The organism is Vibrio sp. 10N.222.55.C6, assembly GCF_041473395.1.
GTDB classification, from domain to species: Bacteria; Pseudomonadota; Gammaproteobacteria; order Enterobacterales; family Vibrionaceae; genus Vibrio; species Vibrio crassostreae_C.
This window is the reverse complement of record NZ_JBFRSD010000004.1, coordinates 42,215-63,569: the sequence shown is the minus strand read 5'-3', so window position 1 is coordinate 63,569 and position 21,355 is coordinate 42,215. Positions and strand designations below refer to the sequence as shown.

16 protein-coding genes are annotated in these 21,355 nt (G+C 44.9%); 9 read left to right on the top strand and 7 right to left on the bottom strand.

The genetic code is table 11. The features are described 5' to 3' along the window. Positions 1–3,132 (bottom strand): beta-galactosidase subunit alpha, encoded by a 3,132-nt coding sequence (gene ebgA / locus AB4486_RS04490; RefSeq protein WP_372116571.1) that lies wholly within the window; start codon positions 3,130–3,132, stop codon positions 1–3. 324 nt (positions 3,133–3,456) lie between these two features. Further along, complete coding sequence (gene ebgR, locus AB4486_RS04485) at positions 3,457–4,440, bottom strand: transcriptional regulator EbgR (RefSeq protein WP_017069515.1); 984 nt, start codon at positions 4,438–4,440, stop codon at positions 3,457–3,459. Between the two features lie 393 nt (positions 4,441–4,833). On the opposite strand from ebgR, the gene galE reads away from it, so the two are divergent. The 4 genes from galE to galM all read left to right on the top strand — a co-directional run bounded on the left by galE (position 4,834) and on the right by galM (position 9,700). Further along, the gene (gene galE / locus AB4486_RS04480) at positions 4,834–5,844 is read left to right on the top strand and encodes a UDP-glucose 4-epimerase GalE (RefSeq protein WP_136981660.1); all 1,011 of its coding nucleotides are present in this window, start codon (positions 4,834–4,836) and stop codon (positions 5,842–5,844) included. Positions 5,845–6,061: 217 nt separating this feature from the next. Further along, positions 6,062–7,114 (top strand): UDP-glucose--hexose-1-phosphate uridylyltransferase, encoded by a 1,053-nt coding sequence (locus tag AB4486_RS04475; RefSeq protein ID WP_052878877.1) that lies wholly within the window; start codon positions 6,062–6,064, stop codon positions 7,112–7,114. A 234-nt stretch (positions 7,115–7,348) separates the two neighbouring features. Continuing rightward, on the top strand, positions 7,349–8,509 hold the full coding sequence (galK, locus tag AB4486_RS04470) for a galactokinase (protein WP_017060799.1): 1,161 nt from the start codon (positions 7,349–7,351) through the stop codon (positions 8,507–8,509). A 111-nt stretch (positions 8,510–8,620) separates the two neighbouring features. Next, complete coding sequence (gene galM, locus AB4486_RS04465; protein ID WP_017063325.1) at positions 8,621–9,700, top strand: galactose-1-epimerase; 1,080 nt, start codon at positions 8,621–8,623, stop codon at positions 9,698–9,700. 219 nt (positions 9,701–9,919) lie between these two features. Here galM and AB4486_RS04460 read toward each other — a convergent pair whose 3' ends face one another. Then, positions 9,920–10,918, bottom strand: a complete 999-nt coding sequence (locus AB4486_RS04460) for a substrate-binding domain-containing protein (RefSeq protein ID WP_017066816.1) — start codon at positions 10,916–10,918, stop codon at positions 9,920–9,922. Between the two features lie 197 nt (positions 10,919–11,115). Here AB4486_RS04460 and AB4486_RS04455 point away from each other — a divergent pair, with 197 nt between their 5' ends. Further along, positions 11,116–11,448, top strand: coding sequence for a tRNA-binding protein (locus tag AB4486_RS04455; protein ID WP_017060796.1), 333 nt, complete (start codon positions 11,116–11,118; stop codon positions 11,446–11,448). A gap of 46 nt (positions 11,449–11,494) precedes the next feature. Here the strand turns inward: AB4486_RS04455 and AB4486_RS04450 are convergent, their stop codons facing one another. Beyond that, on the bottom strand, positions 11,495–12,049 hold the full coding sequence (locus AB4486_RS04450; RefSeq protein WP_017060795.1) for a gamma-glutamylcyclotransferase family protein: 555 nt from the start codon (positions 12,047–12,049) through the stop codon (positions 11,495–11,497). A gap of 288 nt (positions 12,050–12,337) precedes the next feature. On the opposite strand from AB4486_RS04450, the gene AB4486_RS04445 reads away from it, so the two are divergent. Then, complete coding sequence (locus tag AB4486_RS04445; protein WP_372116570.1) at positions 12,338–13,522, top strand: NnrS family protein; 1,185 nt, start codon at positions 12,338–12,340, stop codon at positions 13,520–13,522. Positions 13,523–13,589: 67 nt separating this feature from the next. Here the strand turns inward: AB4486_RS04445 and AB4486_RS04440 are convergent, their stop codons facing one another. Then, positions 13,590–14,597 carry an adenosine deaminase gene (locus AB4486_RS04440; protein ID WP_017069510.1) on the bottom strand — a complete coding sequence of 336 codons (1,008 nt, stop codon included), beginning with the start codon at positions 14,595–14,597 and terminating at the stop codon, positions 13,590–13,592. A 354-nt stretch (positions 14,598–14,951) separates the two neighbouring features. Here AB4486_RS04440 and AB4486_RS04435 point away from each other — a divergent pair, with 354 nt between their 5' ends. Continuing rightward, a complete protein-coding gene (locus AB4486_RS04435) occupies positions 14,952–15,269 on the top strand; it encodes a DUF3622 domain-containing protein (protein ID WP_017069509.1) in 318 nt (105 codons plus the stop codon). A 202-nt stretch (positions 15,270–15,471) separates the two neighbouring features. Here AB4486_RS04435 and AB4486_RS04430 read toward each other — a convergent pair whose 3' ends face one another. Continuing rightward, a complete protein-coding gene (locus AB4486_RS04430; protein WP_017060792.1) occupies positions 15,472–16,518 on the bottom strand; it encodes a succinylglutamate desuccinylase/aspartoacylase family protein in 1,047 nt (348 codons plus the stop codon). Between the two features lie 271 nt (positions 16,519–16,789). Between AB4486_RS04430 and AB4486_RS04425 the strand changes: the two genes are divergently transcribed. Then, the gene (locus AB4486_RS04425) at positions 16,790–17,329 is read left to right on the top strand and encodes a DUF3332 family protein (protein ID WP_017066819.1); all 540 of its coding nucleotides are present in this window, start codon (positions 16,790–16,792) and stop codon (positions 17,327–17,329) included. 138 nt (positions 17,330–17,467) lie between these two features. Here AB4486_RS04425 and AB4486_RS04420 read toward each other — a convergent pair whose 3' ends face one another. Further along, positions 17,468–18,940 (bottom strand): aminoacyl-histidine dipeptidase, encoded by a 1,473-nt coding sequence (locus AB4486_RS04420; RefSeq protein WP_017060790.1) that lies wholly within the window; start codon positions 18,938–18,940, stop codon positions 17,468–17,470. Positions 18,941–20,002: 1,062 nt separating this feature from the next. Here AB4486_RS04420 and AB4486_RS04415 point away from each other — a divergent pair. Continuing rightward, a complete protein-coding gene (locus AB4486_RS04415) occupies positions 20,003–21,292 on the top strand; it encodes an NCS2 family permease (RefSeq protein WP_017060789.1) in 1,290 nt (429 codons plus the stop codon). Positions 21,293–21,355 lie beyond the last annotated feature (63 nt).

The following is a 21,355-nucleotide window of genomic DNA, read 5'->3' as shown; positions in this document are numbered from 1 at the left end:
TTATGCCTCGTTCAGTTGTGGTTGAGCTTTTGGTGCATTCACCGTAAAAAACTCATCGCCAAAGTTGTGATTGATTAGGTGCTGCGCATCGCAATCGCCTGCTTGGAATGGAATCAGAGTTAAACCGTAGCGGAACTCGTCCATGTAAACGCGGTAAGAATCGAGCACTTCGCTGCCCCAAGAGTTAGAGCCTAAGCCCATCACTTGGTGATCTAGGTTTAACGTGATGTAACCGCTTTTCTCTAGCTCAATGGTGTGTTGTGCTTGGTGCAGGTTTTGGTTGGTGTAGAACCATGCGCTGAAGTTGATTTCTTGCTGTGGTTTTACTGCAATACCATTACCCGCGCGGCTTGAAAGCGCAGCCCAACGAACGTGTTGGCGGTTGCCGTTGTTCTGTGGGAACGGGTAGTTCTCGAACATGTCTGCAACGGTTGATTGGTACACATCAATCATGTTGGCTTGCTTGCTGTCTTGGTAGTTCTCTTCAGGGCCGCGTCCGTAATATTGGACTTGGTCGAAGTCGCCGTTGATGCCCATATCAAAACCAATCACAGGAATTACATGAGGGTACTCACCGTAACGTTCGCCGCTTAGCTCAACGTTCAATTGGCCTTCAGCATTAACTTGGTAGCGATATTCACAACGCATGCCGAAATCGAATACTGGTGGAGCAATGATGCTGGTGGTGGTGATCTCTACCTTGCCATTTACCTGTTCAACGTTAACGCATTCAAGGTCAATGCTACGGAAGTGCTCCTGCATAATTTGCAAGTGTGCAGGCTCCCAGTAACCATCGTGCTCTTGTTTATGGTTATCGATCATTGGCTTGAAGAAGTTGATTCGTGGTTCTGACTTAATCATCTCTTCGCCATTGACCAACCATGACGTCAGCTTGCCGTTCACTTTCGAGAAGTTCAGTGCGAAGTTGTGGCCTTTGATTAGGTAAGCTAAACGAGACTCTTCCACATTCAGTGCTGTCGCATTGTTGTTAGTGAAGGCTTCTAGCTGTGCTGTGTTCTCTTTCACTTGGAATTGATACACCGCGATGTCGTGGTTCGCTTCGCTGTAAGGCGTACGAGAATCCTTGCGCACGGTAAAGTTCACAAACACTTCGCGCTCATCAAGTTGTGGCAAGTTAAGTGTCAGTTCACGGCTCGAGTTTTCTGCCAGTTCTTCAATCTTGATGTGTTGCACAGCAATGGTTTCACCTTCAGCACGGATTTCCGCAGTGATGGTGTAGTCATCGATGTTTGAGAACCAAAGTTTGTTGTCTACCGTGAAGGTGCCCGTTTGTGCATCGAAATCGCGAAGCTTCACTGGGGCAATCACTTGCTTGTACTCTTTCAAGCCAGGGCCTGGCGTTTGGTCTGGGTAGATCAAACCGTCCATGCAGAAGTTGTAGTTGTTCGGGTAGTCACCGTAGTCACCGCCGTATTTGTAGAACTCTGTGCCTGCTTCATCACGCGCTAGAATGCCGTGGTCACACCATTCCCAAACATAGTGACCTTGAATTGCGTCATGCTTGTAGAACACGTTTTGGTATTCAGTTAAACCACCCGGGCCGTTACCCATTGCGTGTGCGTATTCGCAGATGATGCGTGGCTTTTCGTGCGGGAATTCACCGAAGGCATTCATCAGTTGAGCTCGTGAGTACATGGTTGAAATGATGTCGACCACTTCAGCATCACGGTCTTCTTCGTAATGAACCAGACGCGTGTCATCAATGGCTTTTGCTGCATCGTACATAGAACGGATGTTGCAGCCGTAACCAGACTCGTTACCCAGTGACCACATGATGATAGAAGGGTGGTTCTTTTGAGCGTGAATATGACGCTCGATACGCTCAACAAACACCGCTTTCCATGCTACATCGTTAGTGATGCGGCTTAAGTCGCCAACGTTAGCAAAACCGTGTGTTTCAACATCGGTTTCGCCCATCACGAACAGACCGTAGATATCACACAGTTCGTAGAAACGTGGGTCGTTCGGGTAGTGCGCTGTACGTACTGAGTTGATGTTGTGTTGCTTCATCAACACTAAGTCTTTTTCTACGCGATCCATCCCAACAGCACGACCTTTTAGGTGGTCGTTGTCGTGGCGGTTCACACCATGCAGCATCACGTATTTGTTGTTGATGTAGAACAGACCATCACGAACTTTAATGTCACGGAAACCAACGCGTTGTGGGATTACTTCTAACACTTTGCCGTCAGCGTCTTTCAGCGTCAGCAGCAGTTGGTAAAGGTATGGGTTTTCAGCGTTCCATTGAACAGGGTTCACTACATCGATAGAGAATTGAGTATCTACATTGCCATCAGTCTTATGATTAGGGACGGCTAAGCGATCTACAGAGCCTTGCGAGATAACTTGGCTGCCATCAAGCAATGCGTACTCAAGGGTTGCGTTTGCCGCTGCTGCTAGGTTTTCTAGTTCCACTTTGCATAACAGGGTCGCGCTTTGGTAAGCGTCGTCGAAGTCAGTGCGAACGGTAACGTCTTGAACGTGCAGTTGTTCTTTACCTACTAGGTAAACGTCACGGAAGATACCGCCCGTCCACCACATGTCTTGGTCTTCAATGTAGGTAGAGTCGGCCCACTGCATCACTCGAATAGAAAGTAGGTTGTTGCCTGCTTTTACCTGGCTAGAGATATCGAACTCAGCGGTTAGGCGGCTGCCTTTGCTGAAGCCGACGTATTCGCCGTTTACGTAAACTTCGAAATAAGTTTCAACGCCATCAAATTTGATGATGGTTTGTTTCTCGTCCCAGCTTTCGCCAAGGAAGAAAGAGCGTTGGTATGCGCCGGTTGGGTTGTCTGATGGTACGAAAGGCACATCAATTGGGAATGGGAAACCTTCATCTGTGTATTGAAGATCGCCGTGGCCTTCCATTTGCCACATGTTTGGAACCGTGATGTTTCCCCAGTCGCTCATTTCCTGAGAATAGAACTCTTCAGGAACCAATAGCGGATTGGTGAAATAGCTGAAATTCCATTGGCCACTCAATAGTTGGAAGTGGCTGCTCAGTTCACGCTGAAACGTTTTTGCATTTTTTTCTGATGCGTACGAGAAGAAGTATGCACGCGGTGCCATACGGTTCTCATGTAAGTTCAGGAAGTTTTCCCAGTTGTTCACGTTGCCTCTCTCTCGGTCTGAATGCAGTTTGCTGACCGACGTTCTTATGCGTAATTGGGTCGTAGTGAATACGAGTATTTTTGGACTGAGGTAATTATTAGTAAAAGTTTTACTAAATGAAATTGGTGAAAACGTTTTACTTTAACTTCATCACGTTTTTTATGGTCTTTTTACGGTGCTGTGTGATCCACTTAAAAGAATGCTATTGGCTGATTTATGTAGCAGATTAAAGAGGGGGATACGTGGAGATTGATGTATGTGACGGGCACAAAAAAGGCCACCTTCAACAAAGGCAGCCTTTATTTATCTACTTGATATATTTAATTATTTTGTTGTATCGCGCAGCTTGAGTTTGCTTGGTACATAGACACGTAGTGGGATGGTTCGGCCGTCGCGTACTTTTTCAATCAGCAGGTTAACGCCTTGAATTCCCATCAGTTCAGAGTGAATACGAACCGTTGATAAAGATGGGAAGGTAAATTTAGCTGTTGGGATGTCGTTTACACTGATCAGCGCAATATCTTCAGGGATGTTTAATCCGTGCTCATGAACTGCTCGTAAAACGCCAATTGCGATGGAATCTGACGCAATAAACATGGCTTTAGGGTAGTCGCCCGTCGCGAGCATCTGTTTTGCAAGCTTGTAACCTGATGAGCTAGAGAAGTCACCACGGTAGATGTCTTGCTCACTGACAACGTTCTTGAGGCCACCATATTCAGCAAAAGCGACTTCACGAATATCAGGGGTATTGACGTCGTCTTGGCCACCAATAAAGCCGATGCGCTCATAGCCTTGGTTGATAAAGAAGTTGGTGATCTCTTTGCTGATCAAAGCCAGGTCGATATCGACAGAGTCATAAGGTTCTGAGTGATCGGTAAAATCGACATAACAGATATTATCGCTCAGCTTTTTAGCTTGCTCGATAACCTCTGGTGTCATTCTACCCACCAACAAAACACCTGTGATTGGTGCTGAATTGATCTGTATTTTACTTTCATAACAGTTGGTTAGCTTAACTTCCATCTTTTCACATTGGGTTTCAATCCCGTGGCGAATCGATAGATAGTAAGGGTCGTTAACTTCCGCTTCTTGCTTGTAGTTATACAGTGCTAGGAAGTGATGGTTTTGTTTTTTACTGCTAACGGTTTTTCGTGAGCTGCTGGTTTTGTATTCCAACTTCTCTGCAATTTCAAAGATACGCCTTTTGGTCTCTTCCTTGACGCTTAATGTTGGATCTTCATTGAGAACCCTTGAAACTGTAGCCAATGATACATTCGCTTCAGTCGCGATATCTTTTAACGTTGCCATACTCACTTCCTGTTATTGGAACATTGCGCTGCTTTGAAATTGGTATTTAGTAAAAAAGCAATGCACCTCTTTATTCTACAGACCTATTGTAATCAAACTGGAAGTCATTGCATTAACTTTTAGTAAAATAAATGCTCAACTCCTCTATGATGTCTCAAATCTAACTATCTATAATTATCTTATTAAAATTCAATGAATTAGATGTGTTTGTTTATAGATTCTCCCTATGTCACGTTCAGTAACAATGATATGAGTTAGTGTAAACGTTTACACTTCGTGGTTTTGATCACAGAATTATAGTCAAAATGGCTGCTACTATTTCTGGCATACGGTGCTACTGAGCTGAATGTCAGTTCGAGTTAGTCCAAGAATGACGACAAAGAGAGGTTGATTGTGAAAGTACTGGTTACGGGCGGCATGGGTTATATCGGAAGTCATACATGTATTCAAATGATACAGGCGGGTATGGAGCCAATCATTGTTGATAACCTTTGCAACAGCAAAGAGCTAGTACTGGAGCGAATCGAATCATTGACCGGTAAGCGACCAACTTTTTATCTTGGCGACATTCGTGATCAATCTTTTCTAGATAGCGTGTTTTCAGAAAACGATATCCAAGCCGTGATTCACTTTGCTGGCCTGAAAGCGGTTGGGGAGTCGGTGTCTAAGCCTTTGGAGTACTACGATAACAACGTTAATGGTTCACTAGTGTTAGCTCGCAGCATGAAGAAAGCGGGCGTGAAAAGCATCGTATTTAGTTCTTCGGCTACCGTTTACGGTGATCCAGAAGTAGTGCCGATTACTGAAACTTCACCAACTGGCGCGACAACTAACCCTTATGGTCGCAGCAAATATATGGTGGAAGAGTGCTTGAGCGATCTGTTCAACGCGGAGAACGACTGGAGCGTCACTTTACTGCGTTACTTCAATCCAGTTGGCGCACATCCATCGGGCACTATGGGTGAAGACCCACAAGGTATCCCAAATAATTTAATGCCGTTTATTGCTCAAGTAGCCGTCGGTCGCCGTGAAAAACTGGCTGTTTTTGGAAACGATTACCCAACAGTCGATGGCACAGGCGTTCGTGACTATATTCATGTAATGGATTTGGCTGATGGCCACGTAGCAGCACTAAAAGTGGTTGGCGAGAAAGCGGGCTTACACATTTACAACCTAGGTACGGGCAAAGGCTCAAGTGTACTCGAGATGGTTGAAGCCTTCGCACAAGCATCGGGTAAGCCAGTTCCTTATGAACTTTGCCCACGCCGCGCAGGTGACATTGCCGAATGTTGGGCAAGTACTGAAAAAGCAGAGCGCGAGCTTGGCTGGAAGGCGACGCGTAGCGTGATGGAGATGACGGCGGATACATGGAATTGGCAGTCGAATAACCCACAAGGTTACTAAAGAACTTTTAAGCTATTGAAAAAATAGAGATTCCAGATATCTCGTGCCTTTATTCTGGAATGACGGATGAGCATAAGGCTATGAAGTGGTAAATAGCACAACGAGATTACACGTCATTCCCTACAGCGAGGCACGAGCGTGATAGGGAATCTCCTTGTAGAAGAATTATTCATCTTGGTGAATTGACCAAGACACAAAATTTGAGAGCAATCTAAACATGTCAAAAGTTGAATTTAACCCAGTAGACCACCCGCATCGTCGTTATAACCCATTAACGGGTCAGTGGATCTTAGTATCACCGCACCGAGCAAAACGTCCTTGGAGTGGCCAAGATGAAAAACCATCGACTGCGCAGCTTCCTGCGTATGAGAAAGAGTGTTTCTTGTGCCCAACCAATACGCGTATCTCGGGCGACGAAAACCCAGATTACGACGGCACTTATGTATTCAGTAATGACTTCGCGGCGTTGATGCCTGATTCACCTGACGCTCCAGAGTCTGATAACCCTCTATTCAAGACTCAAGGTGTTCGCGGGTTGAGCCGCGTGATCTGTTTTTCTCCGGACCACAGCAAAACGCTGCCGGAGCTTCCGGTAAACAAGATTCGCGGTGTTATCGACACATGGAATGAACAGATTGAAGAGCTAGGTAAAGACTACCTATGGGTTCAAGCGTTTGAAAACAAAGGCGAGACCATGGGCTGTTCTCAGCCTCATCCGCACGGTCAGATATGGGCAAACAGCTTTTTGCCCAACGAGATTGAACGCAAAGAGAAATTGTTAAAAGAGTACTTCGAACAACAAGGTTCGAATCTTTTAGTGGATTACGTTGAAGCTGAAATGAAAGACGGCTCTCGCACTGTGGTTGAAACTGAACATTGGATTGCGGTGGTGCCTTACTGGGCGGCGTGGCCATTTGAAACCATGTTGCTACCAAAAACGCACATTCGCCGTATGAGCGAACTGACTGACGAACAACGTGATGATCTAGCGCTTGCGATTAAGAAGCTGACGAGCCGTTACGACAACTTGTTCCAATGCTCATTCCCTTACTCAATGGGCTGGCACTATGCGCCGTTCTTTGAAGAAGGCACGGACATCGATCACTGGCAACTGCATGCGTTGTTCTACCCGCCATTGCTACGTAGTGCTTCGGTTCGCAAGTTCATGGTCGGCTACGAAATGTTGGCTGAGTCTCAGCGTGATTTAACCGCAGAACAAGCAGCGCAGCGTCTGCGTGATTTGAGTGACGTTCACTATAAAGAGCAGTAATACGTTGCTTCGTAGATAACAAGCGAGATTCCTGATATCTCGTCCCTCGATTCTGGAATGACGGCAGATGAAAAGCCCATAAGTTTAAGAGCTTAGAAGCTTAAAAGTTTAGTCGCTGATGTTGTCATTCCCTACCGTGAGCGACGAACGATATAGGGAATCTAAAAGAATTAAAGTGGTGCCGTGAAGGGGCCATAACCAATTGAACAAAGAGTTTAACCAGAGAGTTTACTTATGTCTGACCTAATCCAAAACGTGAAAGCATCTTTTGAGCAAGTCCTTGGTTACCAAGCGACTCATATTATCCAAGCACCAGGTCGTGTGAACCTGATCGGCGAGCACACTGACTACAACGATGGTTTTGTTCTACCGTGTGCCATTAACTACCAAACGGTAGTCGCCGCGGCTAAGCGTGACGACAACATTGTTCGCGTAGTATCAGTGGACTACGGTAATGCAGTCGATGAGTTCGATTTAACTCAAGAGATCACATTCCAACAAGACAAGATGTGGGCGAACTACATTCGTGGTGTGGTGAAGTGCTTAAAAGGTCGCGGCTTTGAATTTACAGGTGCAGACATCTCTGTAACGGGCAACGTGCCTCAAGGTGCAGGTTTAAGTTCTTCTGCGGCGCTGGAAGTGGTGATTGGTCAAACATTCAAGGTGCTTTATAACCTAGAGATCAGCCAAGCTGAAGTGGCGCTAAATGGTCAGCAGGCCGAAAACGAATTTGTGGGCTGTAACTGCGGCATCATGGACCAAATGATCTCTGCAGAAGGTCGCGCAAACCACGCGATGCTTTTGGATTGTCGTAGCCTAGAGACTCAAGCGGTTTCAATGCCAGAAGATATGGCTGTGGTTATCATTAACTCAAACAAGAAACGCGGCTTAGTCGACAGCGAATACAACACACGTCGTGAACAGTGTGAAGAAGCGGCGCGCATCTTTGGTGTTCCGGCACTTCGTGATGTGACCATTGAGCAATTCAAAGCGAAAGAGTCTGAATTGGATGAAATGGTCGCGAAACGTGCTCGTCACGTGATTACTGAAAATGACCGTACTGTTGAAGCGGCTCAAGCTCTACGCACTCATGATATGAAGCGTATGGGCGAGTTGATGGCTGAATCGCATGCATCAATGCGTGATGATTTTGAAATCACGGTGAAAGAGATTGATGCGCTGGTTGATATGGTCAAAGAAGTGATCGGTGAACAAGGTGGCGTGCGTATGACTGGCGGTGGTTTCGGTGGTTGTATTGTGGCATTGGTTCCACCTGCATTGGTTGATGAAATCAAAACAACCGTTGAACAGAAATATCAAGCGGCGACGGGGCTAAAAGAATCTATTTATGTGTGCCAAGCGAAAGACGGAGCAGGCTTAGTTGAAGTAATCTAACGGCTTCGAGACTTAATATAGAGCTTACCAAGTAAAAAGATCATGGTAGGCCAAATGCTAAAGCCTTTACTTCAGGTAGAGGCTTTTTACTGGCACTAGAAGGAATTTAGAATGACACAAGAGCAAAACCTGCATCAATCCATGGCGCAGACTCCAGCCTATGATGGCCAACCCGCTCAGTTAGTGACGCTATCAAATACGCATGGCATTCAAGTGACATTCATGGATATTGGTGCAACATGGTTGAGCTGTATCCTGCCAGTAAAGGGAAACAAAAGAGAAGTGTTGTTGGGTGTTAACTCAATGGAGAACTTCGATAAACAAGCCAGCTATATGGGCACAACCGTTGGCCGTTATGCTAACCGCATTGCTAATGGTCGTTTCAAAATTGATGGTCAGAATTACAAGCTGGAAACCAACCAAGCGGGCAATACCTTACATGGTGGCCCGAACGGATTTGATAAACGCCGTTGGAATATTGCCGAGCAAACCGAAACGTCAGTGGTGTTCAGTCTAGAGTCTGCTGATGGCGACCAAGGATTCCCGGGGAATTTGAATGTGTCGGTACGTTATGACATCACCGAAGACAATCGAGTGTCCATTAATTACTCTGCAACCACAGACAAGCCGACTGTAGTCAACCTAACGAATCATGCGTACTTCAATCTACTTGGCGCTGAAGCTGGACACGATTGTTTGTCACACATTGTCAGTATCAATGCTAATCAGTTCTTACCGACCAATTCGGTGGGTATTCCGTTAGGTAACCTTAAATCAGTGAAATCGACCAGCTTTGACTTCAATCAGCCTATGATGATCTCAGAGCGTTTGTTGGGCGATGAACAGCAGAAAGCAGCAAAGGGTTACGACCACTCTTTCTTATTGGCTGATGGCTGCAAACGCACTCAATGCGCCGCGACCGTAACCTCACCGGATGCGCTCGTCACACTAAAAGTATTTTCAACCAAACCTGCGATGCAGCTATACACCGGAAACTGGCTTGGTGGCACACCAAACCGAAGTGGTGGCAGCTATGAAGACTACGCTGGTTTGGCGCTAGAAACCCAGTTCTTACCTGACTCTCCTAACCACCCAGAGTGGAAGCAGGACAGTTGTATTCTCAAGCCTGAACAAGAATATAACTACAGTACCTGTTACCAGTTTGAATTTTCGGGGGATTCTTCAAACTAGTACGCTCTAGCTCAAAGCGGTTACGTCAATATCTTTTGTTTGTGAATAGGACGATGTGAATTATCGCGTTGTTCTTGGGGGATGAGCAAAAGTGGCGCTCAACAAGAGTGCGGTTTATTAAGCGCGATTGTTGAGTATCTGAGTAAGGTAGGAAAGCCCTAACAGAAGCGATTCTGTTAGGGCTTTTTTTTGTTTATTGCTTGATGAGTCGACCAGAACCTAGACTTTCTCTACCGAATTACGGCGTACCAGAGTTGGAGAGAACATCATTGGTTCAGTTGAGGTGTTTTCACCTTTGGCTAAGTGCAACGCGAGTCGTGTCGCTTTCTCTGCCATCATCTGAATCGGGTAGCGAATAGTGGTGAGCTTTGGATGAACATAGCGGGCAATCAAACCATCATCGAAACCGATGATCGACATTTTGTCTGGCGCTTGAATACCGTTTTCATCAAGGACAGACAAAGCACCAGCTGCCATGTAATCGTTGTACGCCACAATGCCAGTGATTGGCAGTGACTTAGTCAGAAGGTTAGTCATGGCGTATTCGCCACCGTCACTGGTCGGCGCTGAGTATTCAATATAGCTGTCAGAGAGCGCTATTTTGTAATCTGAGAGTGCCGCTAAGTAACCTTGGATACGCTCATCGGCATCTTCAATGCTATGCGATGAGGCGATACAGGCAATGTTCTTATGGCCATGGCGGATCAGATATTCCGTCGCAAGATACGCACCTTTTTTGTTGTCTAAGAAAATACAGTGGTTGGCAATCTCAGCAATATAACGGTTGATCAGTACTAAGCCTTTGACCTCTTTTGCATAGGCAATCAGTTCTTCGTCGGTGAGGCCTTTAGAGTGGATCACCAGGGCGTCACAACGGCTGTTAATCAGCAATTCAATCGCTTGTCTCTCTTCTTCACGATCGTGCGAGCCATTACCGACAAGGATATGTTTTCCGTTCTCACGAGCGACATTGTCGACAGCCTTAACCAGCGTGCCAAAAAAGGGATCGGAGATGTCACCGACCAATACACCAACAGTGTTCGTGCTTTGGCTTACCAGCGCTCGAGCATTGGCATTCGGTCGATAGCCAAGTTTAGACATCGCTTTAGTTACAGATTCTACCGAGCTTGCACTCGCCTTGGGAGACTTGTTGATCACTCGAGATACGGTTGCAACAGAAACACCAGCTTCCTTTGCTACATCTTTAATTGTTGCCATTTTTAACCTCTATACATTGCTTCATCTATTTAACACCGACAATGATAGTAAGGCAACGAAACTCTCATTTTACTTCCAGTAATGAGATCTTTACCGCTTGTAATTATTAGGCTTAATGCTAGTGTAAACATTTACATTTTACTTAATTTTAGTAAATGATTTAATGAGTGAAAATAAACCAATATAGGAAGTGAGAAATGGATACTGTCTCTTATGGTGACTTTGCTAAGTTAGAAATGCGTGTGGGTAAGATCATTGAGGTTGTGCGTCATGAAAACGCCGACAAGCTTTACATAGTGCAAGTGGATGTTGGTGACAAGACACTGCAAACGGTGACCAGCCTAGTCCCTTACTACACAGAAGAAGAGTTGATGGGTAAGCAGGTTGTTGTTTTGTGCAATCTAGCGAAGGCGAAGATGAGAGGCCACACTTCTGAGTGCATGTTGCTTTGTGCAGAAACGGAAGATGAATCTGAAAGTGTATTGCTAACACCTGAACGTGCGATGCCAGCAGGTATTCGTGTCGTTTAAGCTCACTTTAGGTTGGTGAGTCAATGTGTTCACCAACCTAAATCAACTAGCTGCGTACAGTTAGTATCAAGCCATCAATCACACTGTGATGGTGATCGGAAACCCCAGCAAGGTTGCCGTATTTAGGCTGGTGGCGATCATTTTCTAATGGGTGATGCCAACCTTGTGTGTGTTTAACGAAGTGCGCCGCAAAGCTTTCAGACACCTCTAAACATCCTGCTAATACAGTATCGACGTAGGTTTGAACGATAGGGCTGTTTTCGCAAGGTGCTTCAATCTCGTCTTTGATGTAAACCCAGATCGGTTGATCCTGTTTGAATTCATCTTGGCTTTCTATCTGAGAGGCCTTTAATTCGATACGGTGATAACCACGCTCACGGCGATCAAACTCAGCCAGTGCAATATCATCCACCTCAAGCAACACACCATTCACTTGTCCTTCGCCGAGATTGACGATCAAAGGGGATAAGACATAGCTGTCATCGATCTTGCTCCAATGGCGAATCAAGCCATGAACAATCGCAGGGATCGCTTGCCCTGTCTGACCGGTAAGCTGACGTGAAGATGAGTTGATTAAACTGCCATAACCAAAAATATACATCGCATTCCTTGTCTGAGTTGTTCCATTTAAGTCTAGTCTTACTATATGTGGCGAGATACCAAAAGTCAGTAAGTTTCTATTTATACATGTATATGTCTTTATGACTCTTTTGGTTGTGTTTTTTTGACTTATTTATTGGCTATTGAATCTCGTGAGTCGCTGTTTTTACTGGTTTTATCTAATTGGCGCGTTTCATGCATTGTGATCTGCATATTGCATCGGATTTGATGCACACAAAATTTGGTTTAGGTAATACCTTGGCCGCTTATCTGAGAATTAGGAGCGAGTTTGTTAAATATCACAGATAAAAGTGTAGAAGACGCGATTCCAGCCTACCTGCGTTTAGGCTTTCGACCTTTCTTCTTTTTAGGCAGTCTCTATGCAGTGATCGCGATTGTCGCTTGGGTCATCATGTTCCAAAACGGTCAGCCTGAGATTTTAAAAGTTCCCGCACTGTGGTGGCACGTGCATGAGATGCTGTTTGGTTTCTCAATGGCGATAGTGGTCGGTTTTGTGTTAACGGCAGTACAAACGTGGACGGGTGTCAATGGCACCAAGCATTATCGATTAGCTGCGCTAGTCGGTTTGTGGCTCGCACCTCGTATTCTGTTTTGGACACCCGCTCCGTTATGGCTGATCTCGTCGGTTGAGGCGCTGTTCTTAATCTTCGCCGCCTACGAAATTGGTTTCCGAGTCGTGAAGTCGAAAGGCTGGAAGAATCTATTCTTTGTGCCACTGTTTATATTGGCTATCGTGGCGAACTTTGCTAGTTACGCGACCATTAAGGGGATGCCTCCATTCCCATCGTCTGCAGTTTGGCAGGCTATGTTGTGGTGGTTTACCTTGCTGTTATCAGTGATGGGTGGGCGAGTGCTCCCATTCTTTACAGCGCGTCGTTTTGATTTCGAAAAAGCGCAGCCCTTGGTTTGGTTGGAATGGTTAGCCAATCTACCTTTGGTTGGCTTATTTGTGTTGAGCTTCTTCCCATTGACCTTTGCTCAAGTCGGCAATGAGTTGATGGTATTTGCAGGTGTGACACAGTTGGTGCGCTTTATCCGCTGGAAGCCTTGGACAACACTATCAGAACCCTTGGTGTGGTCGCTGCATGCGGCTTACCTATGTATCCCTCTCAGCTTGCTGTTACGCGGTTTGCTAGATAACCCGTTCGCGAGCCATAACATGCTGCACCTGTTTGCGATTGGCGGTTTGAGTGGGTTAATTCTGGCGATGATCACGCGCGTGACAATGGGACATACTGGCCGTGCTATCTATAAAGGGCCAAGTATGGCTTTGGCGTTCTCGGCTATATTTATCGCGTCACTCGTTCGTAGTTTAGGTGTGACATTCTTCCCGGCGTATTTATTTGAGATGGTCAATACCAGCGCGGGTTTATGGACGTTAGCGTTCGGTCTATTTATCTGGAAATTTGGGATGATGCTGTTAACGCCAAGAGTGGATGGTCACCCGGGCTAAGCCAATTAGTTATCTATTGATATAGATAGGGAAGCTCAGAGCTTCCCTTTTTGATCTTGATAACTCATTAAGTACTCGCAGCAAGGTATTGGCGTACCTGTGTGATGAGATCTTCCTTGGCGTGAGGCGAGATAAAACTGGCTTCGATGGCATTAATACTGAACTGCGCCAATTCGTTTTTGGTCACTGGGTGAGCATTGGCGACGGCGAGGAAGTTATCATTCATATAGCCGCCGAAGTAAGCCGGATCATCGGAATTGATGGTGACGCACAGCCCTTTTCTCAGCAACTCGACGATGTTGTGTTCTTGCATGGTCTCAAACACCTTGAGCTTGGTATTCGACAGCGGGCAGACGGTCAGTGGTGTACGTTTTGCTATTAGCTGTTCCATCAACTCTTCATCTTCTACACAGCGAACGCCATGATCAATTCGGGTAATGCCTAGCAAGCTCAGTGCGTCGCTAATATTTTGTGCTGGGCCTTCTTCTCCGGCGTGCGCGACAGTCAGAAAGCCTTGGTTGATCGCTTCTTGGAATACATGTTTAAACTTCTCTGGTGGATTGCCCTGTTCTGATGAATCTAACCCAACGGCAATGATCTTATCTTTATAAGGAAGGGCTTGTTTGAGTGTTTCAAAAGCGCTGTCTTCATCGAGATGACGCAGAAAGCACATGATCAGTTGGCTGCTGATACCAAGCTCTTGCTCCACTTGATTCAAAGCTCGAGTAATCCCGCCAACGATGACTTCAAAGTCAATGCCGCGTTCAGTGTGAGTCTGAGGGTCGAAGAAGATCTCAGTATGAACCACATTATCTTGCTGACACTTCAACAGATAAGCCCACGTCAGGTCGTAGAAATCTTGTTCATGAATCAGTACGTTTGCACCTTGGTAATAGATATCGAGAAAGGATTGAAGATTGTGGAACTGGTACGCGTCTCGAACTTGGTCTGGGGTCTCAAAGGGAATCGACAGGTTATTACGCTTGGCGAGTTGGAACATCAGCTCTGGCTCTAATGTGCCTTCTATATGTAAGTGCAGCTCAACTTTGGGTAAATTTTTGATGAAGCTATCCATAGCAACTCCTTAGCTATTTTAATTATGAGCGGAGTAGGTGAGACAGTAGAGTCTATAAACCTGAGCAAGCAGGTATCTCTTTCATTTATCTCTGTTTGAGCATAGTTCATTTCATTGTTATCGATAAAATAGGATAGAAGTTGATGGTGAACCGAGAGTTATGAACCGATTGAAATTAGGCGCAAACGATTTGCAGCATTGGAGTGTGATCCGCTGCAAATATTTGCAGCAATATTCATTGATTTGTGCTCTAATACCGCGCTTACCAAGGGATGGTGTTAAAAGATGCTCACTTAGATGGAGTTATCAAAGTTGACCGATCCCTTAATGATCTCCCTTAGGAAAAAATAGAACATGTCTAAGAACAAAAAATTTGATATCCGCCTTACAGAAAAACGCAACGGTTGGTGTGCAGAGATTACTCGTCAAGTAACGTCTCGCAGCACTACAGTATCTAAGCGTGAGTCTGGTTTCGAAACTGAAGCTCTAGCACAAGAGTGGGCAGAGAAAGAGCTAGCATCTTTCATCGCTAACCAAGCTGAACGTAACGAGCGTAAATCAGAGCAACGTAAAGAGCGTGACGAACTACGTCACACTAAAGAGCTTAAAGCTGAGCAAGCACGTGAAGCGCGCGCTAAAGCTCGTGCAGAAGAGCAACAAGACGCTGAATAATTCAGTGCATGACTAATTTATAGATCCCTTAATTTTAAGATAAGGGATTTGTGAAAAAAAAGCCCCGATACAACTTTTTTCTTTCGAGTTAAAAGTGTTTTGGGGCTTTTTAGTTTGTGGAGTTCTGTTTTATTGTGTTTAAGAGCTCGGTTTGGCTTCTCGCTTTTAACGTCGAGCTCTTAAACTGTTAAGCATTGTCTGATCAGTTATTCAGTGCAGTTAGCCAATCGTCTTCTGCCACTTCTTCAATGTAGCTTTCTACTGATTGTCCTACTTCTTCATCGTCTTGCTTGAAGTAAGCAATGTGGAATACTGCGTCGCCTTCGTTTACCAACGGTAGAGTTTGTTGACCAATCACGATACCGCCTTTGGTTGTGATCACTTGGCCTTCTTGGTGACCCAATGGAGAGCTGATGTAAGCAAGGGTTTGTCCTGCTTCAACCTGTTCGCCAAGTCTTACCATGTTACGCAAAATACCGTCTGATTCAGCGCGGATCCAGCTGGTGGATTTACTCAATACTGGCTCTGGTAACTTCTTACGGTTAGGGCGCAGCATGCCGATTTCTTTCATCACTTGATGCACGCCAAGGTAACCCGCACGAATCGCGAGGTGATCAAAACGCAGCGCTTCACCACCTTCGTAAGTTAATACAGGAATACCCAGTTTTTCCGCTTCGCTACGCAGTGAACCGTCGCGCAGTGGAGAATCAATAATCACGGGTGTTGCGAACGCTTTTGCGATGCGCAGTGTCTCAGGGTTCGATAGGTTTGCACGAATCTGTGGCAGATTGGTACGGTGAATCGCGCCCGTGTGTAGATCCAGAATGTAATCACAGTGCTTTGCCACGTTCTCAAAGAAGGTGTAAGCGATACGTGATGTTAACGATCCTTTCTCACTGCCAGGGAAGCAACGGTTTAGGTCACGACGGTCTGGTAGGTAACGAGATTTATGGATAAAGCCAAATACGTTAACGATAGGCACAACAATTAATGTCCCTTTCAGTTTCTTTGGATCAATCGCATTGGTCAGTTGTCGTGCAATCTCAACACCGTTTAGCTCATCGCCGTGGATAGCCGCATTTACCATCAGTGTTGGGCCTGCTTGGCGACCGTGAATAATTTCAATCGGGATCGAAAGTGGAGAATGCGTGTAAAGCTGAGCCGCTTGCAGTTCAATCTCCATTCGCTGTCCTGGCTGAACAGTATAACCAAGTAATTCGAATGGTTGATTAGGTTTTAGTCTTGCCATTTAGGTTGTTCTCAACATGGTGATAATTCGTTAACACGGAATGTAGCAATCGTTGATTTTTAGTACGAATCAATCGCTTTACGGTGACGACAAAAGTTTTTTATGAAGGGGCTTCTGAATTGGTTTCAGTTTTTTATCTGGCTAATTGAAGGGTGTTTAAAATTTTGAATTTTCTGACAATACATTAACTTAGAGCTGATATTTGTCATTCAGTTCGTTGGTATTATCCACCGCCATTTTTTGGCGGCCAAATTCATATATCGAGATAAAAATGAAAAAAACAATTTCAAAAGTCGTTGCACTGGCGGTGGTTTCTGTCGCTTTATCTGGCTGTGTTGGTAGTAACGCAGTAACCGGTTACCTAATGAAGTTTAACGTTAAGGCTGTTGATAACCGTTACGCACGTGGTGGCTTGAACATGCTACTAGCGCCTGCTTACGGCCTAACAGTTGCTGCCGATTACCTGGTATTCAACTCACTAGAGTTCTGGACTGGTAGCAACCCACTAACTGGTTCTCCGCACATCTTTGATACAAAGACTGATACTTACCTAGACATCAACCACCAACTTGATCCGTCTCTAACGGAAGCGCCAGTGGGTCCTATCACAAGTGCAGATGTGATCGAAAAAGGTCAAATGCAGCAGATTGATGAAAACACGATCCAAATGGACATTACTTACCAGTCTGGTGAGCGTGCGACGTTAATCGGTGTTCGTGATGGCGAGATGGTGACGTACTTCATCGATGGCGAAGTTGTGGCACAAACTTCAATTGATGAGCTAGAAAGCTACGCGGCTTCACGCGCTTAATTGTTTATTTAGTCACAAGTAGTAGCTACAAAGATTAGATACAAAAACAGGTACTCATTGAGTACCTGTTTTATTTTGTCTCAGATAAACGGTGTTTACTGTAAAACACCATTTACTGAACAAACATAGCTTATCGAATTAAGCTTTTTCTGGGATCGCTTCAAGCAATGCAACCATTTGGTTCCAGAATAGCTCAACGGTGTCGATCTTCACTTTCTCATCAGGAGAGTGCGGAAACTTGATGGTTGGGCCGAAAGAAACCATATCCATGTTCGGGTAAGGTTCTTTGAATAGACCACACTCAAGACCAGCATGGATAACCATGATGTTTGGCTTGTGACCGTAGATACCTTCGTACATGTCACGGAAGATATGCATGATTTCTGAATCTGCGTCTGGTTTCCAACCTGGGTAAGCACCAGAGAACGCGATGTTAGCGCCTGCTAGTTCAGCAACAGAGTGAAGCATGCTTTCTACTTGGCTACGACCTGAATCGATAAGAGAGCGGATCAGGCAAAGTACTGTGATTGAGTTCTCTTCTGTTGTGATAACACCTACGTTTAGAGACGTTTCCACAACACCTTCAATCTCGTCACTCATACGAATCACGCCGTTTGGACATGCGTTAAGTGCCGCGATAAAGCGAGCTTGGTCTGCTGACGCAAGTGCGCCCATTTCTACAGAAGCTTCTTCATTGAAAGTCACGATGCTGTCTTCTACTTTACCTAGCTCTGTTGAAAGCAGCTCAGTGTAGTAGTTGTATAGTGAAGCCAGTTTTTCTTGGTTTGCCGCAGGAACAGCAACCGTTACGAAACCTTCACGAGGGATCGCGTTACGAAGGCTACCACCTTTGAATTCGACGATGCGAAGGTCTAGCTCTTTTGCGTGACCCGCTAGGAAGCGAGCAAGCAGTTTGTTTGCGTTTGCACGACCTGTGTGGATGTCACAACCAGAGTGACCGCCTTTTAGGCCTTTTAGCGTTAGCTTACGTGTTACGAAGTCAGCTGGAATCGCATTACGAGCAATTTCAAATGTCATTGCGCCGTCGATACCGCCAGCACAACCCATGTACACTTCGCCTTCTTGCTCTGAATCGGTGTTAAGAAGGATATCGCCTTCTAACCAACCCGCTTCAAGACCGAAAGCACCAGTCATGCCTGCTTCTTCATCTACTGTTAGTAGAACTTCGATAGGGCCGTGCTGGATTTCGTTTGAAGCAAGAACCGCTAGGCAAGAAGCCATGCCCATGCCGTTATCAGCGCCAAGCGTTGTGCCTTTAGCTGTAACCCACTCACCATCAATGTATGGTTGAATTGGATCTTTAGCAAAGTCATGAACTGTGTCTTCGTTCTTTTGTGGAACCATATCGATGTGAGCTTGTAGCACTACACCTTTTTTGTTTTCCATACCCGCCGTTGCTGGCTTTTTGATGAATACGTTACCCGTTGGGTCACGACGTACATCTAGGCCTTGCTCTGTTGCCCAAGCAATAATGTATTGAGCAAGCTCTTCTTCATGCTTAGAAGGGTGTGGGATTGAGCAAATCTTATCGAAGAACTGCCAGATAGGGGCAGGGGATAATTTACTGATCTCAGAATGGAATTCAGACACGGATGACTCCTTTTTTATTTAATAACCATATATTTAGGTTTTGCATGGGGAAAAACCTAGAACAAAAATCTAAAATATGGGTCTGTTTTGATGGCAACAGCATACCACTTGAGCGTTTTGACGAGTAGCGGTTCTAAACCTCAAATAGCTCAAATTTTGAAAGCGATCTTGTCCATCTGATCACAGCTAAGCGCCTTGATGCTTATAAATGGAGCAGGCAAACGTTTGTTTAATTCTATTTTGTAATTTTATTACAATATAAGTTTGCAAAATAACCGTAAATGGCCAAAAATGTGACGTATAGCAAAAAATACTTGTAATCTTTTTTCTTTAGGGTATATTAATAACCAACTTCTGAGATGAAGAGTAAATGCTCAAAGGATGAGTCCGTTTTATCGCCTCCAAGGAACCGAGAAATCAAATTCGTTTTTTATTGATTTATTAAGGTGATAGTTATGAAAGGTTTACCATCTGCAATGTTCTGGATTAACAGCTCTGTTTACACTAGCAACTTTGCATACCCTACAAGCTTTGGTTACTAATACCGTAAGCATGTAACTCGACAGTTTTGTTCACCCCTATATATTGGAATTCTTTTACAGCCCTTTTGGTTGACAGATTCTACCGCCACTCAGTTTTGAGTGGCGTTTTTTTTGCCTGCTACTTTTCCAAACCGCTTTCGCTTGTCACTTTCCTTGCTGTTCTGCGTGGTTGTTTTTTAAACGCCGAAATATCAATTTGCGCCTTATTACTGATCCTGTTGAAAAATACATAACTATTGTGAGTTTGAATTCAGAATTTACTGGCTAGATTATCAATGAAAATAACCGATGGTAGAAAAAACAACCAACTAGTTTTAGTGAGTCTATTGTTGTTAATTGTTTGTTTTTAATGGTTATTTATCGATGATATCTTCATTTTTAATCGCTTTGTTTCATACGGCATTCTGATAAATATCGATTAGAGCCTTAATTCTATCTGGAATTTGTTATTTGATAACTTTATAATCCACAGCCAATCGATTACGCAACCGTTTACTTTTTACCCTTATAGGATTCGATAATGTTCGAAAAGCTATTCAAACTCAGTGAAAATGGCACCAATGTGCGCACTGAAATCATCGCAGGTCTAACAACCTTCCTAACAATGGCTTACATCATTTTTGTAAACCCAATGATTCTAGCTGATGCTGGTATGGACCATGGCGCTGTATTTGTAGCAACCTGTTTAGCGGCTGCTATTGGCTGTTTCATCATGGGCTTTGTTGCTAACTACCCAATTGCTCAAGCTCCAGGCATGGGTTTGAACGCATTCTTTACCTACGCTGTTGTAATGGGTATGGGTTATACGTGGCAAGTTGCTCTGGCAGCGGTTTTCGTATCAGGCGTAATCTTCATCTTCTTAAGCATCTTTAAGATCCGTGAATGGATTATCAACTCGATCCCTATGTCTCTGCGTGTTGGTATCTCTGCAGGTATCGGTCTTTTCCTAGCGTTTATTGCGCTTAGCAATGCAGGCATCGTTGTTTCTAACCCAGCAACTAAAGTTTCACTGGGCGACATTACCGCGATTGCTCCTATCCTAGGCTCACTTGGTTTCTTCCTAACGATTGCTCTTGTTCACCGTGGCGTGAAAGGGGCAGTAATGATTGCGATTCTAGCTATCACAGCTCTTGGCATTGTTATTGGTGACGTTCAATACGGCGGCATCATGTCTACACCACCAAGCCTTGCTCCTACATTCATGCAGCTTGATTTCTCTGCTGTATTTGAAATCGGTATGATTTCAGTGGTATTCGCGTTCTTGTTCGTCGATTTGTTCGATACAGCGGGTACTCTGGTTGGTGTTGCAACGAAAGCAAACCTAATCAAAGAAGACGGCAAACTACCTCGCTTGAACAAAGCACTGCTTGCTGACTCTACAGCAACATCTATTGGTGCACTGCTAGGTACATCAAATACTACTTCTTATGTTGAGAGTGTTGCGGGTGTTGCTGAAGGCGGCCGTACCGGTCTAACGGCTGTTGTTGTTGGTATCTTATTCCTACTGGCTCTTTTCTTCTCGCCACTTGCAGGTATGATTCCGGCTTACGCAACATCAGGTGCACTTTTCTATGTAGCAATTCTGATGATGTCTGGCCTAGTTGGCATTGATTGGCGTGATCTTACGGAAGCAGCACCAGTCGTGGTAACATGTCTGCTTATGCCGCTGACGTACTCTATCGCTGAGGGTATCTCACTAGGTTTCATCGCTTACGCTGCAATTAAGCTGCTAAGTGGTAAAGGTCGCGACGTTTCACCTGCTGTGTGGGTAATGTCGGCTATCTTTATTCTTAAATACATTTTCGCTTAATCGTCTAGATTTCTGCTTAATCGCTGAAGAGGCTATGTTTGAAATAGCCTCTAATAACATGAC

Coding starts and splice junctions, on each gene's coding strand:
- ebgR (WP_017069515.1), bottom strand. CDS start 4,440: ATGGCAACGTTAAAAGATATCGCGACTGAAGCGAATGTATCATTGGCT.
- AB4486_RS04475 (WP_052878877.1), top strand. CDS start 6,062: ATGTCAAAAGTTGAATTTAACCCAGTAGACCACCCGCATCGTCGTTAT.
- galK (WP_017060799.1), top strand. CDS start 7,349: ATGTCTGACCTAATCCAAAACGTGAAAGCATCTTTTGAGCAAGTCCTT.
- galM (WP_017063325.1), top strand. CDS start 8,621: ATGACACAAGAGCAAAACCTGCATCAATCCATGGCGCAGACTCCAGCC.
- AB4486_RS04460 (WP_017066816.1), bottom strand. CDS start 10,918: ATGGCAACAATTAAAGATGTAGCAAAGGAAGCTGGTGTTTCTGTTGCA.
- AB4486_RS04455 (WP_017060796.1), top strand. CDS start 11,116: ATGGATACTGTCTCTTATGGTGACTTTGCTAAGTTAGAAATGCGTGTG.
- AB4486_RS04450 (WP_017060795.1), bottom strand. CDS start 12,049: ATGTATATTTTTGGTTATGGCAGTTTAATCAACTCATCTTCACGTCAG.
- AB4486_RS04440 (WP_017069510.1), bottom strand. CDS start 14,597: ATGGATAGCTTCATCAAAAATTTACCCAAAGTTGAGCTGCACTTACAT.
- AB4486_RS04435 (WP_017069509.1), top strand. CDS start 14,952: ATGTCTAAGAACAAAAAATTTGATATCCGCCTTACAGAAAAACGCAAC.
- AB4486_RS04430 (WP_017060792.1), bottom strand. CDS start 16,518: ATGGCAAGACTAAAACCTAATCAACCATTCGAATTACTTGGTTATACT.
- AB4486_RS04425 (WP_017066819.1), top strand. CDS start 16,790: ATGAAAAAAACAATTTCAAAAGTCGTTGCACTGGCGGTGGTTTCTGTC.
- AB4486_RS04415 (WP_017060789.1), top strand. CDS start 20,003: ATGTTCGAAAAGCTATTCAAACTCAGTGAAAATGGCACCAATGTGCGC.